We start from the raw sequence: 18,756 nt of genomic DNA on the forward strand, positions 1-18,756 counted from the left end.
TCAGAATATTAATTTTTTACGCGATAAAAATAGCTAAGAAAGCGCTTGCAGTCCTTGCCAAGCCTGGATAAAATCAATTCCAGCGACAACATGCTTATCTGTCCCTTTTCTAATTGAAATTCTTCGGCCTATTGCCTGAGAGATTGGTTTTTCCCTTATCGAGTGTTCACTGCATTGAAGTTATTTGCGAGTTCGTCTCGTGGTGACTCTTATCGTGATGGTGGTGCAGTGCAACAATTTTGCAGCGGAAAAACGGCATATGCCAGAGAATGGAAATGTGGGAAAGACCGTGCGGATAAGAATCGAATGAGAGAACAGCCGGGCCTCTTTGCGGGCAGCAGAGGTCCAGCAAATGGAGTCGCCAACAATCAAGGTGCCCCCTCCCCGGCGAGCACTTTGATTACTTCGTGGAATGTTTTGAGGCGTGGGTGCTAATAAATGACTTCTGCGAAAATTGGAAAGTCCTTCCGAGGGTTTCCATAAATGGCCGGGGTACTCATCAAACAATCATTTTTGAGAGCTCTTAGAGGGAGTAACCTGATGAAACGAATGTTTTTAGTGTTCGCCATGTCTGCCCTGGCGTTCAGCGGTGCCAATCGAGTCTCGGCCGTTGAACTCTTGACTAGCGGCAATTTTGAAAACCCCGGTGGTGCCACGGGAGAAGTCCCCTTTTGGACGCTGGTTGAAACCGTGACCGGTTCCAGCGCATCGGTGGATTCCGCCCAGATTGATGGCCCGGTTGCGGATTCTGTGTTGTGGGTGAAGGGCTTCTCTGGTGGAACGGGTGTCGGCCCTGCCCAAGGCAACTTTGATGGTGATGGCGATGTGGATGGTCGCGATTTTCTCCTGTGGCAACGGGGCGGATCGCCAACCGCTGGAAGCGCTGAGGATCTAGCTGCTTGGCAGGCGAATTATGGCACAACTGGCGGCGCGAATCAGACCAATGCCCGTCTGATTCAAGTTGTTCCTGGCCTTGCCGGCGACACCTACTCCTTTTCAGGGGTAGCGGAATTCGAAGAGTACTATTCTGGCTTTGCCACCACTTTGGGCGATGCTAGCCCCTTTGCTGGCCAAGCTTCGCCGACCACGACCCAATTTCGCATGGAATTTCTCAATGCGTCGAACAATGTCATTGGTTCGCCTTTTATCAGGAATCTTCGCGATGAGGTGACCTTCCCCGACTTCCCCGTGACGATCACTCCGATCTCGGCCGTCGCACCCGCCGGAACAGCGAGTGTGCGCGTAGTTGCCGAAGCCCTGAACATGGTTTGGAACGGCTCCTCATTGCAAGAAACGCCGGGGGACCTGCAATCGGCCTTTTTCAATGATTTTACGTTGACGCGCTCGGGTGCTCCCGGCACAGAGCTGTTGGAAAATGGGAATTTGAATTTGGGTACCCCCAGCGCGCTTGATTTCTGGAATCAAGTTGAAACGCCCGCCTCTCGAACCGAAATCTTGCGCACAGCCTCGTTTGCCAATCGCACCCCGGGCGGCACGCTCGGAGTCTGGTACAGCGCGTTTTTCGGATCACATCCCCTTTTTGAGCCGACTCCTGTTAGTGGACAGATCTCGCAAACCGTTCAGGCCGATGCGGGCGACGTCTTCAACTTTTCGGGATTTTCAAGATTCGAAGGGGGCTACTCCGGTGGTGTTGATACCATCTGCTCGGGTCCTGGCTGTACCGGTCTTTTGGCTGGCCAACCTTCGCCTACCCAGACCTTAATCGAACTTGCGTTCCTCGATATCAATGAGGCTGTGATCAGCACCTCAGTGATTGATGTGGAAGCCGATCGCAAGGCACAGGCCGCCGGTGTGGCTAATGACAATCAGTGGCGTCAACACTTTTTCACGGGTGCCGTGGCCCCAGCCGGCACGGAATTCGTGCGGATCTCAGCGAGGATGATCGACGCTGTGTTCAATCAGGACGTCGGTGGTGCGCTTGGCAATCAGTCAATCTTTTTCGACGATTTCACGCTGGATGGACCTGGCGGCTCGATTGTCCTGTTTGCGGCTGTCCCCGAACCGACCTCTCTGGCACTCGTGGCGTTCGGACTGGCTGCGATCAGTTTCCGTCGCAGTGGACGGAAGAGTTAGTCGATTGCGTATTTATTAAGTCCGACTGCCGTGCAGCCACGCTCGGCAGTCGGACGATTAAACATAGTGGCATTCGAAGTCTCAGATATTCTGGAGTAGCGTGGTCATGACCAAGCAGAACGGACTGCCGAAACGTGGTTTCACCCTTGTTGAACTGTTAGTCGTGATCGCGATTATCGGTGTGTTGGTTGCCTTGTTGCTACCTGCCATCCAAGCCGCCCGCGAAGCGGCTCGGCGAACTCAATGTGTCAACCAAGTACGACAGATGGGGATCGCCTTGCAGAACCATATTGATGCGCAAAAAGTTTTTCCGACGGGTGGAAATGCTCCAAACCCAAATATTGAAGATTACACGACTGGAGGAACCAATAATCCAGGCAAAGCGAACGGGGCCAATAAGCAGGGCTTGGGAGCTTTCTATCAATTGCTCCCTTACCTCGAGCAAAACGCCGTGAAGGGTATTGTCTCGACACCACAATTAAAGGGCACGATCGTAGGGCTGTATAATTGCCCCTCACGCCGAGCTGGAATCATAGGTCCTGGGGGTTCGCATCTCACTGACTATGCCACCGCCCAGCCCGCCGGCATTAACAATACTGAATACTGTGGATCGACAGCGTACGATCCCTTGGCGGCTTGGCCGTTCACAGGGCCTAGCCCAGGTTTCGCGATTCGCTCTTATTGGTGTGGTGACAACCCCCAGCGTGCTGGTACCTGGGGTACGGACCCTGCGAGGCACGCCATCTATGGCGGGGTGATCGTGCGGACACCTTATCGCATCATTACGCCCGCCGGGCCCACAACTCCTGCTGTTGGCGAAATGGTCCCAGGCTTTCCGACGGCTGTAAAGCCTGGCCAGGTTTCCGATGGATTAAGTAACACTCTTGTGATTTCTGAAAAAGTGGTCCGTTCCGACCTCTATGAAGGACAAGAGCCACCCGCGCCCGATCAAGGCGCTGGTCAGGTCTCTGACGACCGAGGGTGGTCGGACGGCTGGGATCCGGATTCAATACGTTTTGCTGGTGTGCCACCGATCAGCGATGGCGATACAAGTGTCTGCCATAATAGCAGTTCAGCAATTCGCCGCACTTGCATCGGTTTTGGTGGTGACATTCCTGTACTCTTTTTTGGATCGGCTCACCCGGGTGGAGTCAATGCAGTTTATGCTGATGCCTCGGGGCATTTTATCAATTTCGATGTCGATCACCTGATCTTCAATGCCCTGGCAACACGTGCGGGTGGCGAAGTCCTCGATACGTCTCAGTTGTAGTATCGCAGCTTGATAGCTTGATCATCCTACCCCGCAGTAGACTTGCTCTTCTCGCGGGGTGTTTTTTTGGAGAAGTAGACTGTGATGAGATTTTGTCATGCGCTGGCCGTTATCGTGCTGTCAGCTCCAAACATCTACGCCGACCCGTCATTTCACGATTCACACGTCCTCTTCGAAAATAGCGCTGCGGATAATAGCTACACTTACAGCACTTCTTACTCGCTTGCCCCCAGCACTTGCGAACAGACCGATGGCAAGTGTCCCGTTGATACAGAAAACTTTATCAGCCCAGGCAACGCGCTCCGCATCACTTGGAAGTCCATCCAGGGGGGTGATTGGCAAGTTTCGATCAAGATGCCGCTGCGCCTTGGTCCTGAACTCGAAACCAAGGGGAACACGCTTTCGATATGGTGTCTGGCCCCCCAAGGGCTCAAAGCGAGCGCCTCGCCGATCTTGCGCATCCTCGACAAAAAGGGAGCGAATCTTCCTGATACCCCGTTGCTCAAGGCGGGGGTCGATCTTCCCGCAGGCCAATGGACGCGATTGAGTTTTCATCTGCCAGACTTTGGGGGCATGTATCAAAGCACCACCGATTCCCGATTTAACTCTCGGCAGATCGGCAGTATCGTCATCTGTCAGCGGCTCGATGATGGACATGAACACACATTGTTCGTCGACGATATTTTTGTTGCCGATGAAGATCAGTTTGCGCCTCATCAACTCGAGGCTCCCACCAATCTGTCGGTTGTCGGTCAAGACAGTCATTGCGAACTGAGTTGGAGCCCTGGTGAGGATTCCAAGGTCTTGAGCTTTCGTGTTTACCGATCATGGGATGGAAAAGAGTTTGTCCCCATTCTGACCCGGCCCGCCGATTGCCCACGCTGTGTTGATTATGTGGGGCAAGACAAAAAAGCGACGTACAAAGTGAGTGCGGTCGACATCGCCAATCACGAATCGCCCCTCTCAAGCAGCGTTTCAGGTGAGACTCGTACGTTCTCGGATGACGAACTCCTCGATATGGTTCAGCGTTCGTGCTTTAAGTACTACTGGGAAGGGGCACATCCCAACGCGGGAATGGCGCTAGAAGCAACGCCAGGAGACAAGGATCTTGTCGCACTCGGAGGATCTGGTTTCGGAATTTCAGCGCTCGTCGTGGCAACCGAACGTGGCTTCATCACGCGAGATCAAGCCGTCGAGCGACTCTTAAAAATTCTCGCCTTCTTAGAAAAGGCCGATCGCTTTCATGGAGTTTGGCCACACTTCCTCGATGGCAGAACGGGAAAAGCATGGCCCTTGTTCGGCAAATACGACAATGGCGCCGATCTCGTCGAAACAGCCTTCATGATGCAAGGCTTATTAACTGCCAAGCAATACTTCTCGGAAGATAATCCCCAGGAAGAGAAAATCCGAAGTACGATTTCTCGCTTTTGGCAGGAAGTCGAGTGGGACTGGTTTCGTAAGACTCCTGATGGCGAAGTGTTGTACTGGCATTGGTCGCCCGACTATGGTTGGCACATCAGTCATCCCTTGATCGGTTGGAATGAAACGATGATCGTTTATCTGCTGGGGATTGCTTCGCCCACGCATGCCATCCCGGCAAGTTTGTACTACACCGGATGGGCGGGTCAGTCCGAGTATGCCGCCGATTATCGACATGGCTGGAGCCGCACCACCGATGGCGATCTCTATGCAAACGGGCACACGTACTATGGTCACAAACTTGACGTGGGATGTGGCACGGGAGGAGATTTGTTTTTTGCCCAGTTCTCATTTTTAGGATTCGATCCGCGTGGGATCAAAGACAAATACACCAACTATTTCCATAACAATCGCCAACTGGCTCTCATCAACCGCGGGTACTGCATGGCCAATCCCAATAAGCGCAAGGGCTATGGCCCGGATTGCTGGGGATTGTCAGCAGGTGTGAACACGGGCGGAGGCAAGCCGCAACCCAAGGATGACAATGGCACGATTTGCGCGTCGGCTGCGTTGGGTGTCATGCCGTACACGCCGACTGAGTCCATGGCAGCCCTCAAACACTTTTATCGCCAACTCGGTGATAAAACTTGGGGCGTTTATGGATTTCATGATGGCTTCAACGAGACGACCGACTGGTACGACGAGTGTTATATGGGTTTGAATCAAGCACAAATCGTTGTTGGAATAGAGAACCATCGTACTGGTCTCTGCTGGCGCAACTTCATGGCCAATCCTGAAATCAAGCCGGCTCTCGACAAGATCGGGTTTGAAAAAGACCTGACATCTGTTTCTCCTTAAATTGTTGGCACTCGCCTCCCAATCCGTTCCGTGGCCAAATTTCGTGGGTGTTGTTTACGATTTAACTACTTTGGGCTTGGTCGCTTTGCCCGCTTAAACTGTTTCCACAATTGGCCAACGTCCGGTCCTATAAACTGGGCAACCTTGCCCCCTGCATACGGAACCATCCGCATACCGTCCGCAAGGCTGCCAGTGGGAACGGCATCTAGCATCCCACCCGTTTTCCAGTGGATACGGTAAAAGCGTCCTTCCTTGCTGGTGCGGAGTTTTGCAACGTAATCCACAAATCGGAAGAATTGCTTACGCTTGGCTTTCGGTTTGCTTGGGTCCGCGTAAATCTCCGGGTGGGCTTCACTGGCCACTGCTTCCAGATATTCAGCAATGCGGTCGCTCCCATCCTTAAACCCAACCGGGAACACTTCCACCCGTGCGATAAATTCCCGCAAGTGGCCTTTCAAACGCATCCGCAATACTGGGTCGCCCTTATCCAGTTCTAGGCATAACGTGGCTAGGTCGGCTTGCCAACGGGCCATTGTGGCCATGCCGTCTTCCGCTCCCTGCAAAGTCGTTTTGGCATCGGCTATTTCTGTATCAATAGCTTCTGATTGTTCTTCTAGCTGCCTAATGCGGCCCAAGAACCGGTCACGGGATGTCGGTGATGCAGTGCGTCCAATTTGGTCCGTGAAGTTTTCTATCTGCTGTAGCTTGTCTGCCTGTTCTGCCAGCTTGCCTTGGATTCGTTGCTGTAGGGCAGAGCAGACCTTTTGCTTTTCGTCTTGGTTGGGCAACACCTGGTCGGGTTTCAGCTTGTAGGCAAATTCCAAAATGGTTCGTTCAAATTCATCGTAGCGGATCGCATGGCGCTGGCAGCCCATCCTCCTTGCAGCGCGATCGCACACCATATATTGGTTTGAAAATCGCATGGCACCACCGCAATACGCACACTTAACCAAATGCGTGAAAAGGTTGCTATGCTTGCCAGTACGGCCCCCCTTGCCCTTATTGGCAGCGAACTTTTCTTGGACCGCATGGAAGCTGGCAGGGTCTACAATGGCGGGAAAGTAGTCAGGGATCGGTGGGCCTTCTGGCATTGGCTTACCGTCCATTATCACGTTCGGTTGGTATTCCCCGATCACAGCGCGGCTACGGAGGATGTAGCTTATGTAAGATTTCCGCCAACCTTTTGGCCTATGCCATGTAGCTGTCGTGTTCAGCAATCCAACCATTTTTTCTAGGCCAATGCCTTCCAGTTTGTAGGCAAAGATTCTACGAACTGTTTCCGCCGCTTCGGGGATCACTTCAAACTTTGCATCTTCTCCCGCACCAACCAACCGTAACCAACCAGGGATTCGGCCTTTGATGATCTTGTTCTCATCACGGGCTTTCCTACGGTTTTCCTTTTTAGCTTGTCTTACCGCATGGGATTTGTAACGCGATTCATCATTGGCTTGCTGCAAATATATCAGTAGTGCGATGAACTCAGGTTTCGTGTCGCAACCAGGGCCATATTTTGCCCGTGGCTCAACGGTCATTACCGTGATACCGTGATCCCACAACTTAAAAAGAATCTCACGGAAGGATTTTACCACCCCCTCGCGTGATAAGCGTCTAATCTCCTCTATTACTAAAACACTTCCTGGAGCGATCCTGCCAGCTTCAACGTCGCGTAGGAATTTGCCAAGCGCCCCTGTCTTTCTGTGCGCTCCGGTGTAACCACTTATGCCGTCGTCTGCAATTTTCAGCATCGCGTCCAATGGCATACCCAACTCATCGGCAATGCGTTTTGCAGCGTCATTCTGTCTGCGCGTGCTATCCCCCTTACGTTGCTCATCGGAAGAATAGCGTCGGTAAGAAAACACCTTTGGAACCAAGGTGTCGTCGGCAACTACTGCCATATTAGCTCCCTAACTTTCACCCTAACCGTGATAAGAGTGCGGCATGGCCATCCGGTCAGGGATGGGATGGCCCGTTGCGGGGGATCAATCCCGTGCTGTGCCGCCAGTGTCATATTCACTCAGGTCAAAATGTTCGTTCAAAAATGATAGCGTTGGGAAGTGGACTTCTTCTTGTGCGACAAGCCAACTTCGCCGCGTCCGCTCTTCGTGGTCGGACCAACCCATCTGGATGATCGCACAAGCGCGTGCGATTTCTTTTGGGGTGGGTTCGTATTTCGGTGCAAACGGATCGTCAGCCATATTTCAAAGTCTTAAAAGGGCGCGGTAGCTGCGCGAACCTATATACGCTCAATTTGTCGGGAGGTCTTCCAACAAACCGATTGCCACCGCGCCCCGGACAATGTTCAATCCCAGCTTGGCAAGCCAAGTGGAGCGTCATCTGTTTGGGCATTGGCAAGTAATGTTTTGTCATCCCACGATGGCAAAGCCAACGTGTCGCGGTTGCTATTGGCCAACAATGCCTTGTCGCTTGCGCCATCCCAGCAAGGCAACCCCAAGGGCGCATCGCTGGCACTGTTAGCCAAAAGCCCTTTGTCGCCCTTATGCGTGGGCAGTGGTAAGGGTGTGCCTTCGCCGATTTGCCCGCTCGCTTCACAAGCGATGAAAACATTTTTCTTTAACATCTGTTCCTCACTTACTTAGTTGTGCCACTAAAAAAATCAGTGGCGTTAAACTTTCACCTTCGCCAATCGTTCAAGAAATTTCTCTGTGTCGGCCCGTCGCTCAGCTGCAAGGTTTTCACGTTGGATCAACGCAATAGGCTTACTGGCGTCTACTTGTTTGGAGGCTTCTGCCACCGCAGCGCGGCAAGTTTTCACGATCTCCCTTAACTTTTCCAAGCGTTCCAGGTCGTCGTTGCTGGGTGGCGGATCGCCACTTCGCAAGCAAGCTTCACAAAAGCGTTCCAAGTGAAGTCGCCATTCATCAAATGCTGCCATCGCCTTCCGTAATCGCGTTTCGTGGTATGAAAGGATGTCCTTAGCACGTTGCCACGGGTCAGCAGCTGGTTCAATCCAAACTCCAAAATGGGAATTCTCACGCATTGCACCGTCGGGCAGCAAAATCATGTGGCGATCACCTAGCACGGGGTTTCCGCCATGCCTCGCATCAAAGTCTGCTGCTTCTTCTTTTACGATCATTGTTCCATTCCTTTCGTGTCAAAAACCCCCAACCACTATCATTGGCTTTGCAGCAAAAGCAGCCGCTCCCGCAACACAATTCGCCAAATCGTCATGCTGGCCACTAGGGTGGTCAATTTGATCTTTTCCGTTTGGCCGCACTCGCCGCTCTAAACTACTAAGCTGATTGATTAAATGTTCGTCATCTAAAAGTTCTATTTCACCACTGCAAAGCCTTGGTAAAAGTTCTAAGTACAGTTCACTTTTGTTTTTCTCACTACGACGGTAATCGATCCCACAACCGGCAAAAGTGGTTGTCACAAAATCAGCTCCATAGGCATCGCCAACCACCCGACGCAGGCCAATGCGCTTAAGTTCTTCCGCTATGCGTTGGATGACCCAATGTGGGTTGTGTGGTGGTCGCCATCTGCGCAGAAGATCAATGACAACTTTTCTGCCCTCGCAATGGGAAACGCAAAGGGCTGCGTCATCGGAACGGCCACCGCTCACATCACAAAATGCGTTATAGTGGAGCCCCTTATCAGGAAGCAGCTCGTACCGTCCCGGAATCACAAGTTGTTCAATAACTTCGCGTGGAAGGAACGCACTAATATCATCCCTGAACTCTCCCATGTACTCACTTTTAGCGGCTTGCAAGTCCTCGGCCATTGCCTTGTCAACCACGCGCTGGCTTAGTGTGGGATTCATCGTGCGGCTCGGGGCATTCCAAACCAAAGTGGACGCGAGATCGTTGCCCCAACACTGTTGCCAAATTTTGTAGCACCAGCCTTTCCGTGCGTATGGCGATGAAATCGCAATCAACTTTCCTCCGGTCGTTGCCAAACCTGGAGTTATCGCCCTAATTAATTCGGTATCAGACCGCACCTTGGACTCTGCATCAATTCCTAGGAATGCTGCCTCGTCTATACAGGCGCAAAGAAGCGTGTATCCTCTTACGCTGCGGAAGTCACCTACTAAAATTTCAATGCGGGTGCCATTACGCAACTCAAAACCTGCAATCGTATCGGAGACAATCTCGTCGGCCAGCAATGGGGCTTGGAAAATTCCTCGCAGGTAATCTTTGACAATGCGGCTTTGATAACGTGAAGGACTTACAATAGCCACAACGCCACTTTCCCCACGGGCCAACCGCTTTTCGTTGCCGGAGAGCGCAGCTTCAAACGCACCAATGATCGCTGCAATCCGCGACTTGCCACTACGTCTGCCAGTTAGGAACAATGCGCTGTCAAAACCCTGCTCTGGCAACAAAGCTGGGTCGCGGCCCGTGCATTGGCGTACAAGTGCTTGGCTGGCTTTGGCAGCAATTGGTCTGCCATACAATGCTCGCAAAGCAGTCTGCCACGGACGCCATGAGTCCAAGTCATCGCCAAGAAATGGGCGGAACAAGTTCGGGTCACTAATGGCTTGCAGAATGTTCACTTCTTGGCTTCCTCAAGATATTGCTTTAGGTCGCTGGCCTTACGCACACGCTTGCCCATAGTAGATATACCCTTGCCTATCCCGCTCAAAGCATTACAAGCCTGAATCCATTTTCCTGTAAGCTCGTCAGCACGGTCAGGGTTCTGTGCAATCTGGCATTCCATGTTCTGGATTACCGACTCCAAGAAGACAAATCTTTCAATCATGGTCGCCTTGGCGTAGGTGACATTTCCACTGCCCCCAAGATCGTCCAGAATTTCCTCATAGGCAGCTACCAAACGCTGCGCGAGTTCTGTGCGTTGGTCCAACATCCGGATGAAGCCCACACTGAACTTCTCAGGTAGTTTGCTTAGCTTTGGCACTTGGCACCCTCCAGCACTGAATAGATTGTGGGTCGGCTAATCCCAAGCGCTATGGCGATTTGTGTTATTGGCGTTCCCCTGTCATATAAATCACGGATCGCTTGCTCGCGTTCGGCGGTAATCTTGCGCTTACCGGGCTTGGAACCGCCCCACGTTTTCCCTTTAGCTTTGGCAGCTTCTATACCGGCCTTCACCCTCTCACTTCTGCATTCAGTTTCAAACTGCGCAACAGATGCAAGTACGTTTGCCATCATCCGGCCTGCTGGTGTGTTTAGGTCTATGCCATCCTTAAGGGAAACAAGATTAATTCGTTTGGTGTGCAACTCATCAAATAGCTTGGTCAATCCGCTGGCAGTTCTGCCCAACCGGTCCAAACGCCACACCACCACACTGGCCACCTTGCCGCTCGTAATGGCGTCTTGCAAAGCATTCCATGCGGGGCGGTCCATGGTCTTCCCGGACCATTCATCCATGTACCAATGCACTTCTATCTCTTGTGCATTTGCATATCGCTCAAGGTCAGGCATCTGGCTGGCAACACTTTGGTCAGTGGTTGATACCCTGCAATAGACTGCAATGTGCTTTGTCATCTCAAGTGTCCGGATGATGGTGTTGGCAAACGGCTGGGAATTATGTCCTATAGTGCTTACTTATCATTTGCATATTAGCACCATTTAACACGTTGTAAACTCGCAACCGTGTAAAAAGTTGCCAAAATTGTTTTCTCTCAAGTTGGTCATTTATAATCAGTGGCGTTATTGGTGGAAGTTTGATGGTGTAGTGGTGTTGCTGGTGGTGATCTATGTAAGGTTGTTGGAAATTTTGTTGTCTCAGACGGAACATCCCCACACCCCCCAGAGGGCCACCTCCTAACCCTTCTTGGAAAATCATTTCAACGTGCAACAACAACTAGCAACGGTTGCCAATTCATCTGGCACTTAAACATCAAGCAACATTGCACAAACATCAAGCAGCACTGAATCAATGGAAACTTCACCACTTACAGCACCACAACCAAACACAACTAAGCATCCATGGACACTTGGCACGCTACGTTGGCTTGTGTCGCGTTGCATTGGTGCAACCGGTAAAATAGTGCAAGGGATGCCAACCGGTGGCCCCAAGCATTGGCCAGCATGGGTCAATGGACAAACCTAGTGGATGAACAATATGTAAAGTTGTAAGCCACGACTTACAGGTCATGCGTTGCGCACAAAATTGGTTAGCAGCAGCACAAATACCGGGGAAAAGTGGCCACGGTTATTGGTAGTTGGTAACTTACACTTGCAGCAAAACATCAATCCCGTGGTGCTGTTGGCATGGCTGCCAGTGCGTAGGTCGTTGGCATTGCTGGGATCATCGGATAGTACGTTGGCATCATCGGTATCTTGGGTATGTGTCGCTGGTTGGGGGTGATAGTGGAAATCAAACTTTTGGGTATCATCTACTGGCCGCTTAAATATGGAGCGCCGGATTTCTAGCCCACTCTCAGGGGGTGCTCAACACATTTCCAGGGATCGTTTGGGTACTCCCACGGGACTATTCGTCTCATCACTACCCAATGGGCTTTCCGTGGTTGGCTAATGCTTACGGGCCTCTGATTGTTTGCATGGTATCCCCCCTAGTTTTCTTGTTTGTGAAGTGATTAGAGAAATCAGCTAATCCAACTTTCCATTCATCTTTAGCAAACCAAAAGTTTGGAATTGCTCACCACTTAAAACCGCTTGCCATACGGGATCAGCCAAATGAGCGGCAACTAGGTCATCCTCTTTTAGTTGGGAAGTGCTAAGCGTTTCAGCTAAGACTTCTTGCCACTCATCATCATCCAAGTGGGCGGCGTTTAACTTTTCCTTTTCTGCAAGCTGTTCAGCATGGAGTCTTACCACGCCACGCATCGTCTGCCGCCATAGGTGATTAAAGTTTTGCCAGATCAAATTCATAATGTCATGCTCAGACGTTGTGGGGATGCTAGTGCCGGGGTGTTGCTTTTGATACCACTCACAAGCTGCCAAATAATCTGGCTCACCACCGGTTTGGTGGTCATCCCAGAAATTGATCTTATCTTGGTACAAATCAATGATTGATTCCCACACTGTGAGGTCTCTACAAGCGGCCTCATCCCTAGCTGCCTCTAGAAAATTCTCCCAACTATTCTTGGGGAGATTCTTGGCGAACAATTGCAGGTCACTTTCCGAAAGTTTGTCCACCTTCTTTTCAACGTAGTTCCAAAGTAAGCCTTTCAGCACGCCACGGTTTTCATCGGGCAATTCTGGCAATGCGTCCTTGGAATTGCGGATGAGCTTTATCACGCCATTGATGTTTCTGATTGCATCCGTTTCCATGCGGGCTGCTACAAATTCAGGAACATCCCAATGCAGGTGGATTCGTATGTAAAGCCGCGCCGTTTCAGGGGATTGCTTAAAATTATTTAGCAGCCAAGCAGTCCAATTCTTATGGCCAGCTAATCGTTTAGCATTGTGCAGGGCTTCCCCGGCTGCCCGCGCATGTTCTAAGTTTGTGACTACACCGGTGACGAACTTTTCGGCGTTTTCATTGGCTTCGCGGGCAAAATTGAAAAGCTTGCTGGACTTGACCCTTTCTTCATCTGATAACGTGCGGAACATTTTTGTTGTCCTTCCCTAAAAAAGTGCGTGGGGCAAAACGGTAACGCGCACCCGTTTTGGTTGGCAAAAATCTCGCCGCAAGTTTTTGTAAACATCATGTTGAACATGATGATAGGGGCCAATTTGAAATTTTTAGGGGATTGCAACCAAACGCCATCATAAAATTATCAACTAAATATGATGTTCTCTTTGCTTTACTGTGGGCCACGAGGACGGGCTGTGTCGCTGTGGCTCGGCTATCGGCCAACACAGCGCATAAAACAACGCTGCCAGTGCTAGGGGCAGCGTCGTTTGTTTGTCGTGGCGTTGTGGCGGATCAGCTTGTCATTGGCTTTCCCGTGGCATAATCAATGCCCATCTTGGCACACCATCCAAGTATCGCCTGTCGTGCGTTGCCCAGCGCGAACTTACTTTCATTGACGTTTGCCTTGCCGTAAGCAGCATCCACCAATGGCACCATTTCTTTTATGGATGCCTCCAGGCCCCGCTCAGCAAGGATCATTCCGCAACAATAAGGCCTAGCCAGCTTGCTTACTTTTTCTTCCGTGGCTGCCGGGGCCACTACGCTTGCAGCGCTGGTGATCGCGTCGGCATCGCCTGCAAGAACTTTAGGTTCGCAACCATTGGAAAATTTTTGTGAAAATACGTGGCGCGCTTTAGCAAGCTGGTCGCCAGCAAAATCTTTGGTAACGCGCTTTCCTCGGCTGGTGTACTCGATTTTGATTGCAGGCATTCTGGTGCTGATCGCTTGGCTGGTCGGGGTTTCAATTGTTGTGGTGGTCATTGCAGTTTCCTTTTCTAAAACTAAGTGGTGCAAAAGTATCACTAAGTTTTTTTCTAGCACGGGTCCAAACGTCCGCAACTCGGAAACTGGCGGATCAAAAAAGAAAGGCAAAAAAAGTTTCCTCTTTGGTAAACACATATCATCTTGCAGTCCTCGATATTTCGGCCCTCTTTCGCGACGGCCAAAAATAAAGACTTACTCGGCGCGCTAGACATAGGAGAAAGCAGCATGTTAAAATGGGCGGCATCCCCAACTTGGAGCGGTTCCAGGTTTGATCAATTCCAAATGGGAAGCGTCGGGGAAAAATCAAGACCGATAGTTGTCGAGTCTGTATTGGGCGAGTTACAACTCAGCCCGTTGAACTTGGTCAACGCAGTAACATCCAATGAACGGAGAATTGTCTAATGATCGCAAGAATTCTGAGCCTCTTGATCGTAGTGCAGTTCGTGAATTCACCCAAGCCAGCTGAGGCGGCGTTTTTTACTTATATGACTGATATTGGAGATCGTCTTAGGATCAATCAAGAAGGGGAGGCTGGCTTCACCCACATATCATTCAGGTTGGATGTCGACCGTTCCGTTTCGTATGACGCGCTCAGACTCAACCTCTCGATTAGTGGCCAAGACGTAAGGCCAAGGCTCGAATTGGATCTACCCTTCGCAGGCGAGTATGGTGTTAGCGAATGGAATCCTGTTTCGCCGGATGGCACAGAAGCGGGACTTCACCTTGGTGACTTTGGATACATTTCCAACGCCGTCGAAGGAGTTCTCATGGGCGGTGGCTATGTTGATATAGCGCTATACATTTTTTGGGGAGACCGCTCTACAGGCTTCACGCCTAACGGCGATTATCCGATTGCCTTGAGCAATTCCTTTGGCCCATCCGTATTGCTTCTCAATGGAAGCATCGTGGACACCATCATTGGTCCGGATGACTTCACAGTTACGTTTGTGCCGGAACCAAACACGGGGCTTTTGTTGGTTGCTGCCGTTGGGGGCTTCCTAGTGCTGCAATCGCGCCCACAGGTTTAACAGGCTAGGCCACGTCACGCGTGGCATCGCTGGGGGCTGTCGTTATTGCCCCCAGCCCACGTCAGGCCAGCATAGCCCAACGTCGTTGGCGTGTTGGCGTTGGCGGTTGTTGTTGTTGTTGTTGTGGCTGTCATTGTCGTGTTTCCTTAATAAAAAGTGGTGTTAGTGCAAAACTATCACTATTGCGATTTGCTAATTACCTTCTAGCATGACAAAAAACGTCAGCAATAGTGAAAGTCGCCATGCAAAGAAGAAACTTAGAAAAAGTTTCGCAATTGGTTAAAAGGCATCACTGGCCATTGCGGGGATGCAAGGCAGCAAGGCAAGCAGATAGTTGCTAACAGCAACAAAAATGCGACAGGGTGGCCTGTCGCAGTGTGGGGGTAAAGATGGCCTAAGAGTGCAGCCGTGTGGCTTCGGCGCTTTTAGGGTCGCGGTATTCGCTTGGCAAGTCGTAGTAGAAGTGTTAATAGTAGCAACTTCGCTGCCGTTGGCTCAGGCACGACATATAGTTCCCCACCGGGCCGGGGATGGTATGCCCTCTGCCAATTCAAGAAATCCCTGCCATTGTGTGTGTATGTGTTGTAGCCCGCCTGCCACACCACCAAATCTTCATCGTCCACCCAGCCATCTGAATTGAAGTCGGCAATTCCCGTATCGGGATCTGAAGAAACCACTTCCCAGATGATGCGGTTAAACGTGTCGTACAACTCTTGCGGGTAAAGATTGCCGAATTGTTCGACAGGCGGCATAAGGCCCGTGATGTCTGTCTTGAAGATTGTGGCGAAATTCGTTGTTGCGGCAAGATATCGACCAAGCAATCCCGAGGCATGGAGATCGTCACGGTACAAGTCTGCCATCGTAATACCGGTAATCTCGCCCGATTCGATCATCAGATTGACGCGGTGCCAAACTTCCCCAACTGGGATTTCTCGAATCACTGTACCGTTAGCGGTAAATGTCTCTCGTGCCCAGCCCATGAGATTGTCATAGTATTCACGCTTAGGACGTACGAGCGTTTCATCGTCGTTAGGTGAAGAACTTAGCCAGTAAGTTGAATAGTTGCCAAAAGACTGACGAGGCCACACCTGATAGATGTAGAATATGGTGTTGCTGTTCTCTAAATTTTGCTGAGCCAGGTTAATGAAGTTAGAGATTGCCAATTTATCTGTCCCTAGCGTCTCTTCGGGTTTAAGATAAGGCTCCAACGTCACATGATCCCAAGCATAGGTAGTGAGCGCATTGGTGTAGTTTCCATACGGTTGTCGCATTACATCTACGCCTCCCGAACCCACACCTTCCGGATTCTCCCAAATGGAAGTAAGGCCCTGCGAGCCATCGACATGCATCGACATTGTGTAGTCATGGCCGTAGAAATCTGCAATAGCTTCTATCCCAAAAGTGCCGTTCTGCACGTTGCCACTATTATTGCCCAACCCATCGTTGGTTAAAGAATTTCCAATATGGTAGGAACTGACAGCAGCAAGACTCAATGCGAGAATGACATCCAACATACTCACGCTCCCAAGGGTTCAATTATTGTTATAAGATGTTGCTAACCGAAAGTGCTGTGCAGCACAGATTCATCCAGTATAACTGCGCGGGGCTTCGGAGTGGGAAAATTGGTCGATAAGCACTTGCGTGCTGTGACAGAAGCGAAACTCGAAAATCTCGACACCTTCGGGATCGCCTTGATCACTACAGCCGACATTTCCCATTTGGGTTGAGTCTGGAACCGCTCCAAGCTCGCAATTTCGCCCGATTTTAACCCGCTGCCCCCCTCCGTGACAAACGCGAGCGGATTCTTGAGGTTTTTTCCATTTCCGGTAGCGCCTGTGCAGGCAGTACCAGAACATTCAACAGTATTTCTATTGGTTGCCGCTGTTGGAGGATTCTTTATCAGGCAACACCGCAAACCAGCTTAGCTTTCAGCCCCTGTCACGCATGGCAATACGTGACCTGCCGTTATTGCCCCCAGCGCATGTCAGGCCAGCACACGCCAACGTCGGGCCTGTCGCAAGCCACTGTCGGCAAGGCCATGCCGTGGCAATGCTGCTTGGGCAATAGTTTCAAGCTACGCTTGTTTGTCATTGTCATCCAGGGCAGCAGCATTTTTTCGGTAACAAAGCACGGTAGCAGATTGTCATCGGAAGTTTGGCTTCGCCAAAAATCTGTAACCAATCCCCAAACAAGAAAAAGAGGAAAAAGGGGAGCAACAACTGCTAACAAATTCAAGTAGCACGGGCAGGCATAAGCAATAAACTAAGTCCGGTTCCCGGTAAAAGCCATTCGGTTGCACAGCCTATCCGTAGTAATAGGTCGGCATGGCTTAGGCCAGGGCTAAGGTGCTGTTAGTGTGCTGTTGGTAGCCTATCGTTTTCGGTGTTCGGTCGGCACTTGCCAAAAAAGCATAACAACACTGCTTTTGTAGGGCCAAACGGTTTTTCAGGCCCGGCATCAGCCTAATAAAATGGCCACCCCTTAAACTGCCTATTTCGTCAACCATCGTCTGATCGTGGTTCTTGGAACTTTCAAAGTCCTTGCAATCGCTGCTTGGCTTTCCCCGCACAATTTCATTTCAATTGCCAGTGGCTTCATCTCATCCTTGCGGTGCTTTTTGTATCCGGCCACTTTTGCTTTAGGTCTTCCGGGTTGGGCATTCTTCTGCTTAAAACCTCGTCTAGTGTGATAGGCAATGCAATCGCCACTAGCGGCATCCGGGTCTAGCAATGTTAACAACGGCACACCTTCGGCCATCATCTCCAGGTATTGGAAATCTGCCTTAGTGGGCTGCGCTTTGGGTCTCGCTTTTTTGTTCGTTGCATGGAAACGGAAGTTTCGGACAAAGCGGTCAGTGGTTAGCGCCAATATGGCCGCATCGTGTCGTTGGGCTATAGCAACGGCCCTCGGCAGCCATGCTGGGTCGTAGCTAGACCAACGCTTACTTACCACCCCAACCACGGAAACGCCACGTATAGCCATTTCGTTGCGCAAGTGGGCTTCTTGGTTGGCTAGATTTCCTTTGCGTTTTTGTTCTTTGCCGGAAACCCTGCACCACAGAACAACCCGATCACCGCGCTTAAGGTTGCAGGATGTGATAAAATCAGATGCTTTGCCGGGTTTGGGCAAGTATTGGATGCGTTCTTGGACTTCCATTTTCCGTACCTTAAAAGGGCGCTCCCGACCGGATGAGGTGGTACGGAACCTCATCCGGTCAGGTTGGCTTTTAAGTGGGAGCTAACCACTTTACCCCGTAAAAATTACAATCGTTCGTTATGCAAATATCAGCAAAAAAACTTTTGCTGATGGCATTTTACCAAATAAGTTCGGGCAATAAAAATCAATGTCGGGGAAAATGGCGGCATTCAAGAATAGTTAAATCGCCTAGTACACCTGAATGAAATGGCCGCGCGGTTGTGATATGGTTTTGTTTGGCGAGCCTCCCGCGTAAGTGGGGGGAGTTTTTTTGCGATTGTCATTCTGTGCGGAGTGACACGGAGCGAAGAATCTAGCTTCCACTTGTACGCGTCTGCAAACCGTCAGAGTTAGGCACACTAGATTCTTCGGTCGCCTAGGCTCTCTCAGAATGACCCGAGTTCCACGACAACCGCGCCGCGAAGACACTGCTGGGTAAGCCAGCCAGTGGCACGCCATGCTGCGCGTGACTCTGAAATTCACTACTAACCCATTGGAACTTGATCACTTGGAGACGTGACTAAGTTGCAAAAGTTGAACAAGATGACAAAGTTCGTTTTTCTGCTTGGCGGCAACAAGAGCCCGCAAACCAAGCAAACCTCGCAA

At 50.9% G+C, this 18,756-nt stretch carries 15 protein-coding genes; 4 read left to right on the top strand and 11 right to left on the bottom strand.

What is annotated here, in order from left to right; translation table 11 throughout:
* The first annotated feature begins 540 nt into the window (after positions 1 to 540).
* The 3 genes from SH678x_RS22110 (at position 541) to SH678x_RS22120 (ending at position 5,641) form a co-directional block, all read left to right on the top strand.
* Positions 541 to 2,094, top strand: a complete 1,554-nt coding sequence (locus tag SH678x_RS22110) for a PEP-CTERM sorting domain-containing protein (RefSeq protein WP_496920639.1) — start codon at positions 541 to 543, stop codon at positions 2,092 to 2,094.
* Between the two features lie 106 nt (positions 2,095 to 2,200).
* Positions 2,201 to 3,364, top strand: a complete 1,164-nt coding sequence (locus tag SH678x_RS22115) for a DUF1559 family PulG-like putative transporter (RefSeq protein ID WP_496920640.1) — start codon at positions 2,201 to 2,203, stop codon at positions 3,362 to 3,364.
* An 84-nt stretch (positions 3,365 to 3,448) separates the two neighbouring features.
* Positions 3,449 to 5,641: a glucoamylase family protein gene (locus tag SH678x_RS22120; RefSeq protein ID WP_496920641.1), complete on the top strand. Its 2,193-nt coding sequence runs from the start codon at positions 3,449 to 3,451 to the stop codon at positions 5,639 to 5,641.
* Positions 5,642 to 5,706: 65 nt separating this feature from the next.
* On the opposite strand, the gene SH678x_RS22125 is transcribed toward SH678x_RS22120, so the two are convergent.
* From SH678x_RS22125 to SH678x_RS22165, 9 genes are all read right to left on the bottom strand, one after another.
* Positions 5,707 to 7,536 carry a recombinase family protein gene (locus tag SH678x_RS22125; RefSeq protein WP_496920642.1) on the bottom strand — a complete coding sequence of 610 codons (1,830 nt, stop codon included), beginning with the start codon at positions 7,534 to 7,536 and terminating at the stop codon, positions 5,707 to 5,709.
* Between the two features lie 84 nt (positions 7,537 to 7,620).
* Positions 7,621 to 7,836: a hypothetical protein gene (locus SH678x_RS22130; RefSeq protein WP_496920643.1), complete on the bottom strand. Its 216-nt coding sequence runs from the start codon at positions 7,834 to 7,836 to the stop codon at positions 7,621 to 7,623.
* Positions 7,837 to 7,940: 104 nt separating this feature from the next.
* Entirely contained in the window at positions 7,941 to 8,219 is a 279-nt protein-coding gene (locus tag SH678x_RS22135) for a hypothetical protein (protein ID WP_496920644.1), read from the bottom strand.
* Between the two features lie 45 nt (positions 8,220 to 8,264).
* Positions 8,265 to 8,735, bottom strand: a complete 471-nt coding sequence (locus SH678x_RS22140; RefSeq protein WP_496920645.1) for a hypothetical protein — start codon at positions 8,733 to 8,735, stop codon at positions 8,265 to 8,267.
* An 18-nt stretch (positions 8,736 to 8,753) separates the two neighbouring features.
* Positions 8,754 to 10,154, bottom strand: a complete 1,401-nt coding sequence (locus tag SH678x_RS22145) for a terminase large subunit domain-containing protein (RefSeq protein ID WP_496920646.1) — start codon at positions 10,152 to 10,154, stop codon at positions 8,754 to 8,756.
* The gene (locus SH678x_RS22150) at positions 10,151 to 10,516 is read right to left on the bottom strand and encodes a hypothetical protein (protein WP_496920647.1); all 366 of its coding nucleotides are present in this window, start codon (positions 10,514 to 10,516) and stop codon (positions 10,151 to 10,153) included. The genes SH678x_RS22145 and SH678x_RS22150 overlap by 4 nt, the downstream gene beginning before the upstream one ends.
* The gene (locus SH678x_RS22155) at positions 10,504 to 11,106 is read right to left on the bottom strand and encodes a recombinase family protein (RefSeq protein ID WP_496920648.1); all 603 of its coding nucleotides are present in this window, start codon (positions 11,104 to 11,106) and stop codon (positions 10,504 to 10,506) included. Before SH678x_RS22155 ends, SH678x_RS22150 begins: the two co-directional genes overlap by 13 nt.
* A 1,068-nt stretch (positions 11,107 to 12,174) precedes the next feature.
* On the bottom strand, positions 12,175 to 13,140 hold the full coding sequence (locus SH678x_RS22160; protein WP_496920649.1) for a hypothetical protein: 966 nt from the start codon (positions 13,138 to 13,140) through the stop codon (positions 12,175 to 12,177).
* Between the two features lie 316 nt (positions 13,141 to 13,456).
* Positions 13,457 to 14,035, bottom strand: coding sequence for a hypothetical protein (locus SH678x_RS22165; RefSeq protein WP_496920650.1), 579 nt, complete (start codon positions 14,033 to 14,035; stop codon positions 13,457 to 13,459).
* A 293-nt stretch (positions 14,036 to 14,328) separates the two neighbouring features.
* On the opposite strand from SH678x_RS22165, the gene SH678x_RS22170 reads away from it, so the two are divergent.
* Positions 14,329 to 14,955, top strand: a complete 627-nt coding sequence (locus SH678x_RS22170) for a PEP-CTERM sorting domain-containing protein (RefSeq protein WP_496920651.1) — start codon at positions 14,329 to 14,331, stop codon at positions 14,953 to 14,955.
* Between the two features lie 425 nt (positions 14,956 to 15,380).
* Here SH678x_RS22170 and SH678x_RS22175 read toward each other — a convergent pair whose 3' ends face one another.
* The gene (locus SH678x_RS22175; protein ID WP_496920652.1) at positions 15,381 to 16,469 is read right to left on the bottom strand and encodes a hypothetical protein; all 1,089 of its coding nucleotides are present in this window, start codon (positions 16,467 to 16,469) and stop codon (positions 15,381 to 15,383) included.
* 976 nt (positions 16,470 to 17,445) lie between these two features.
* Entirely contained in the window at positions 17,446 to 18,111 is a 666-nt protein-coding gene (locus SH678x_RS22180) for a hypothetical protein (protein ID WP_496920653.1), read from the bottom strand.
* Between the last annotated feature and the right edge of the window lie 645 nt (positions 18,112 to 18,756).

It is taken from the genome of Bythopirellula superficialaquae, assembly GCF_059632245.1.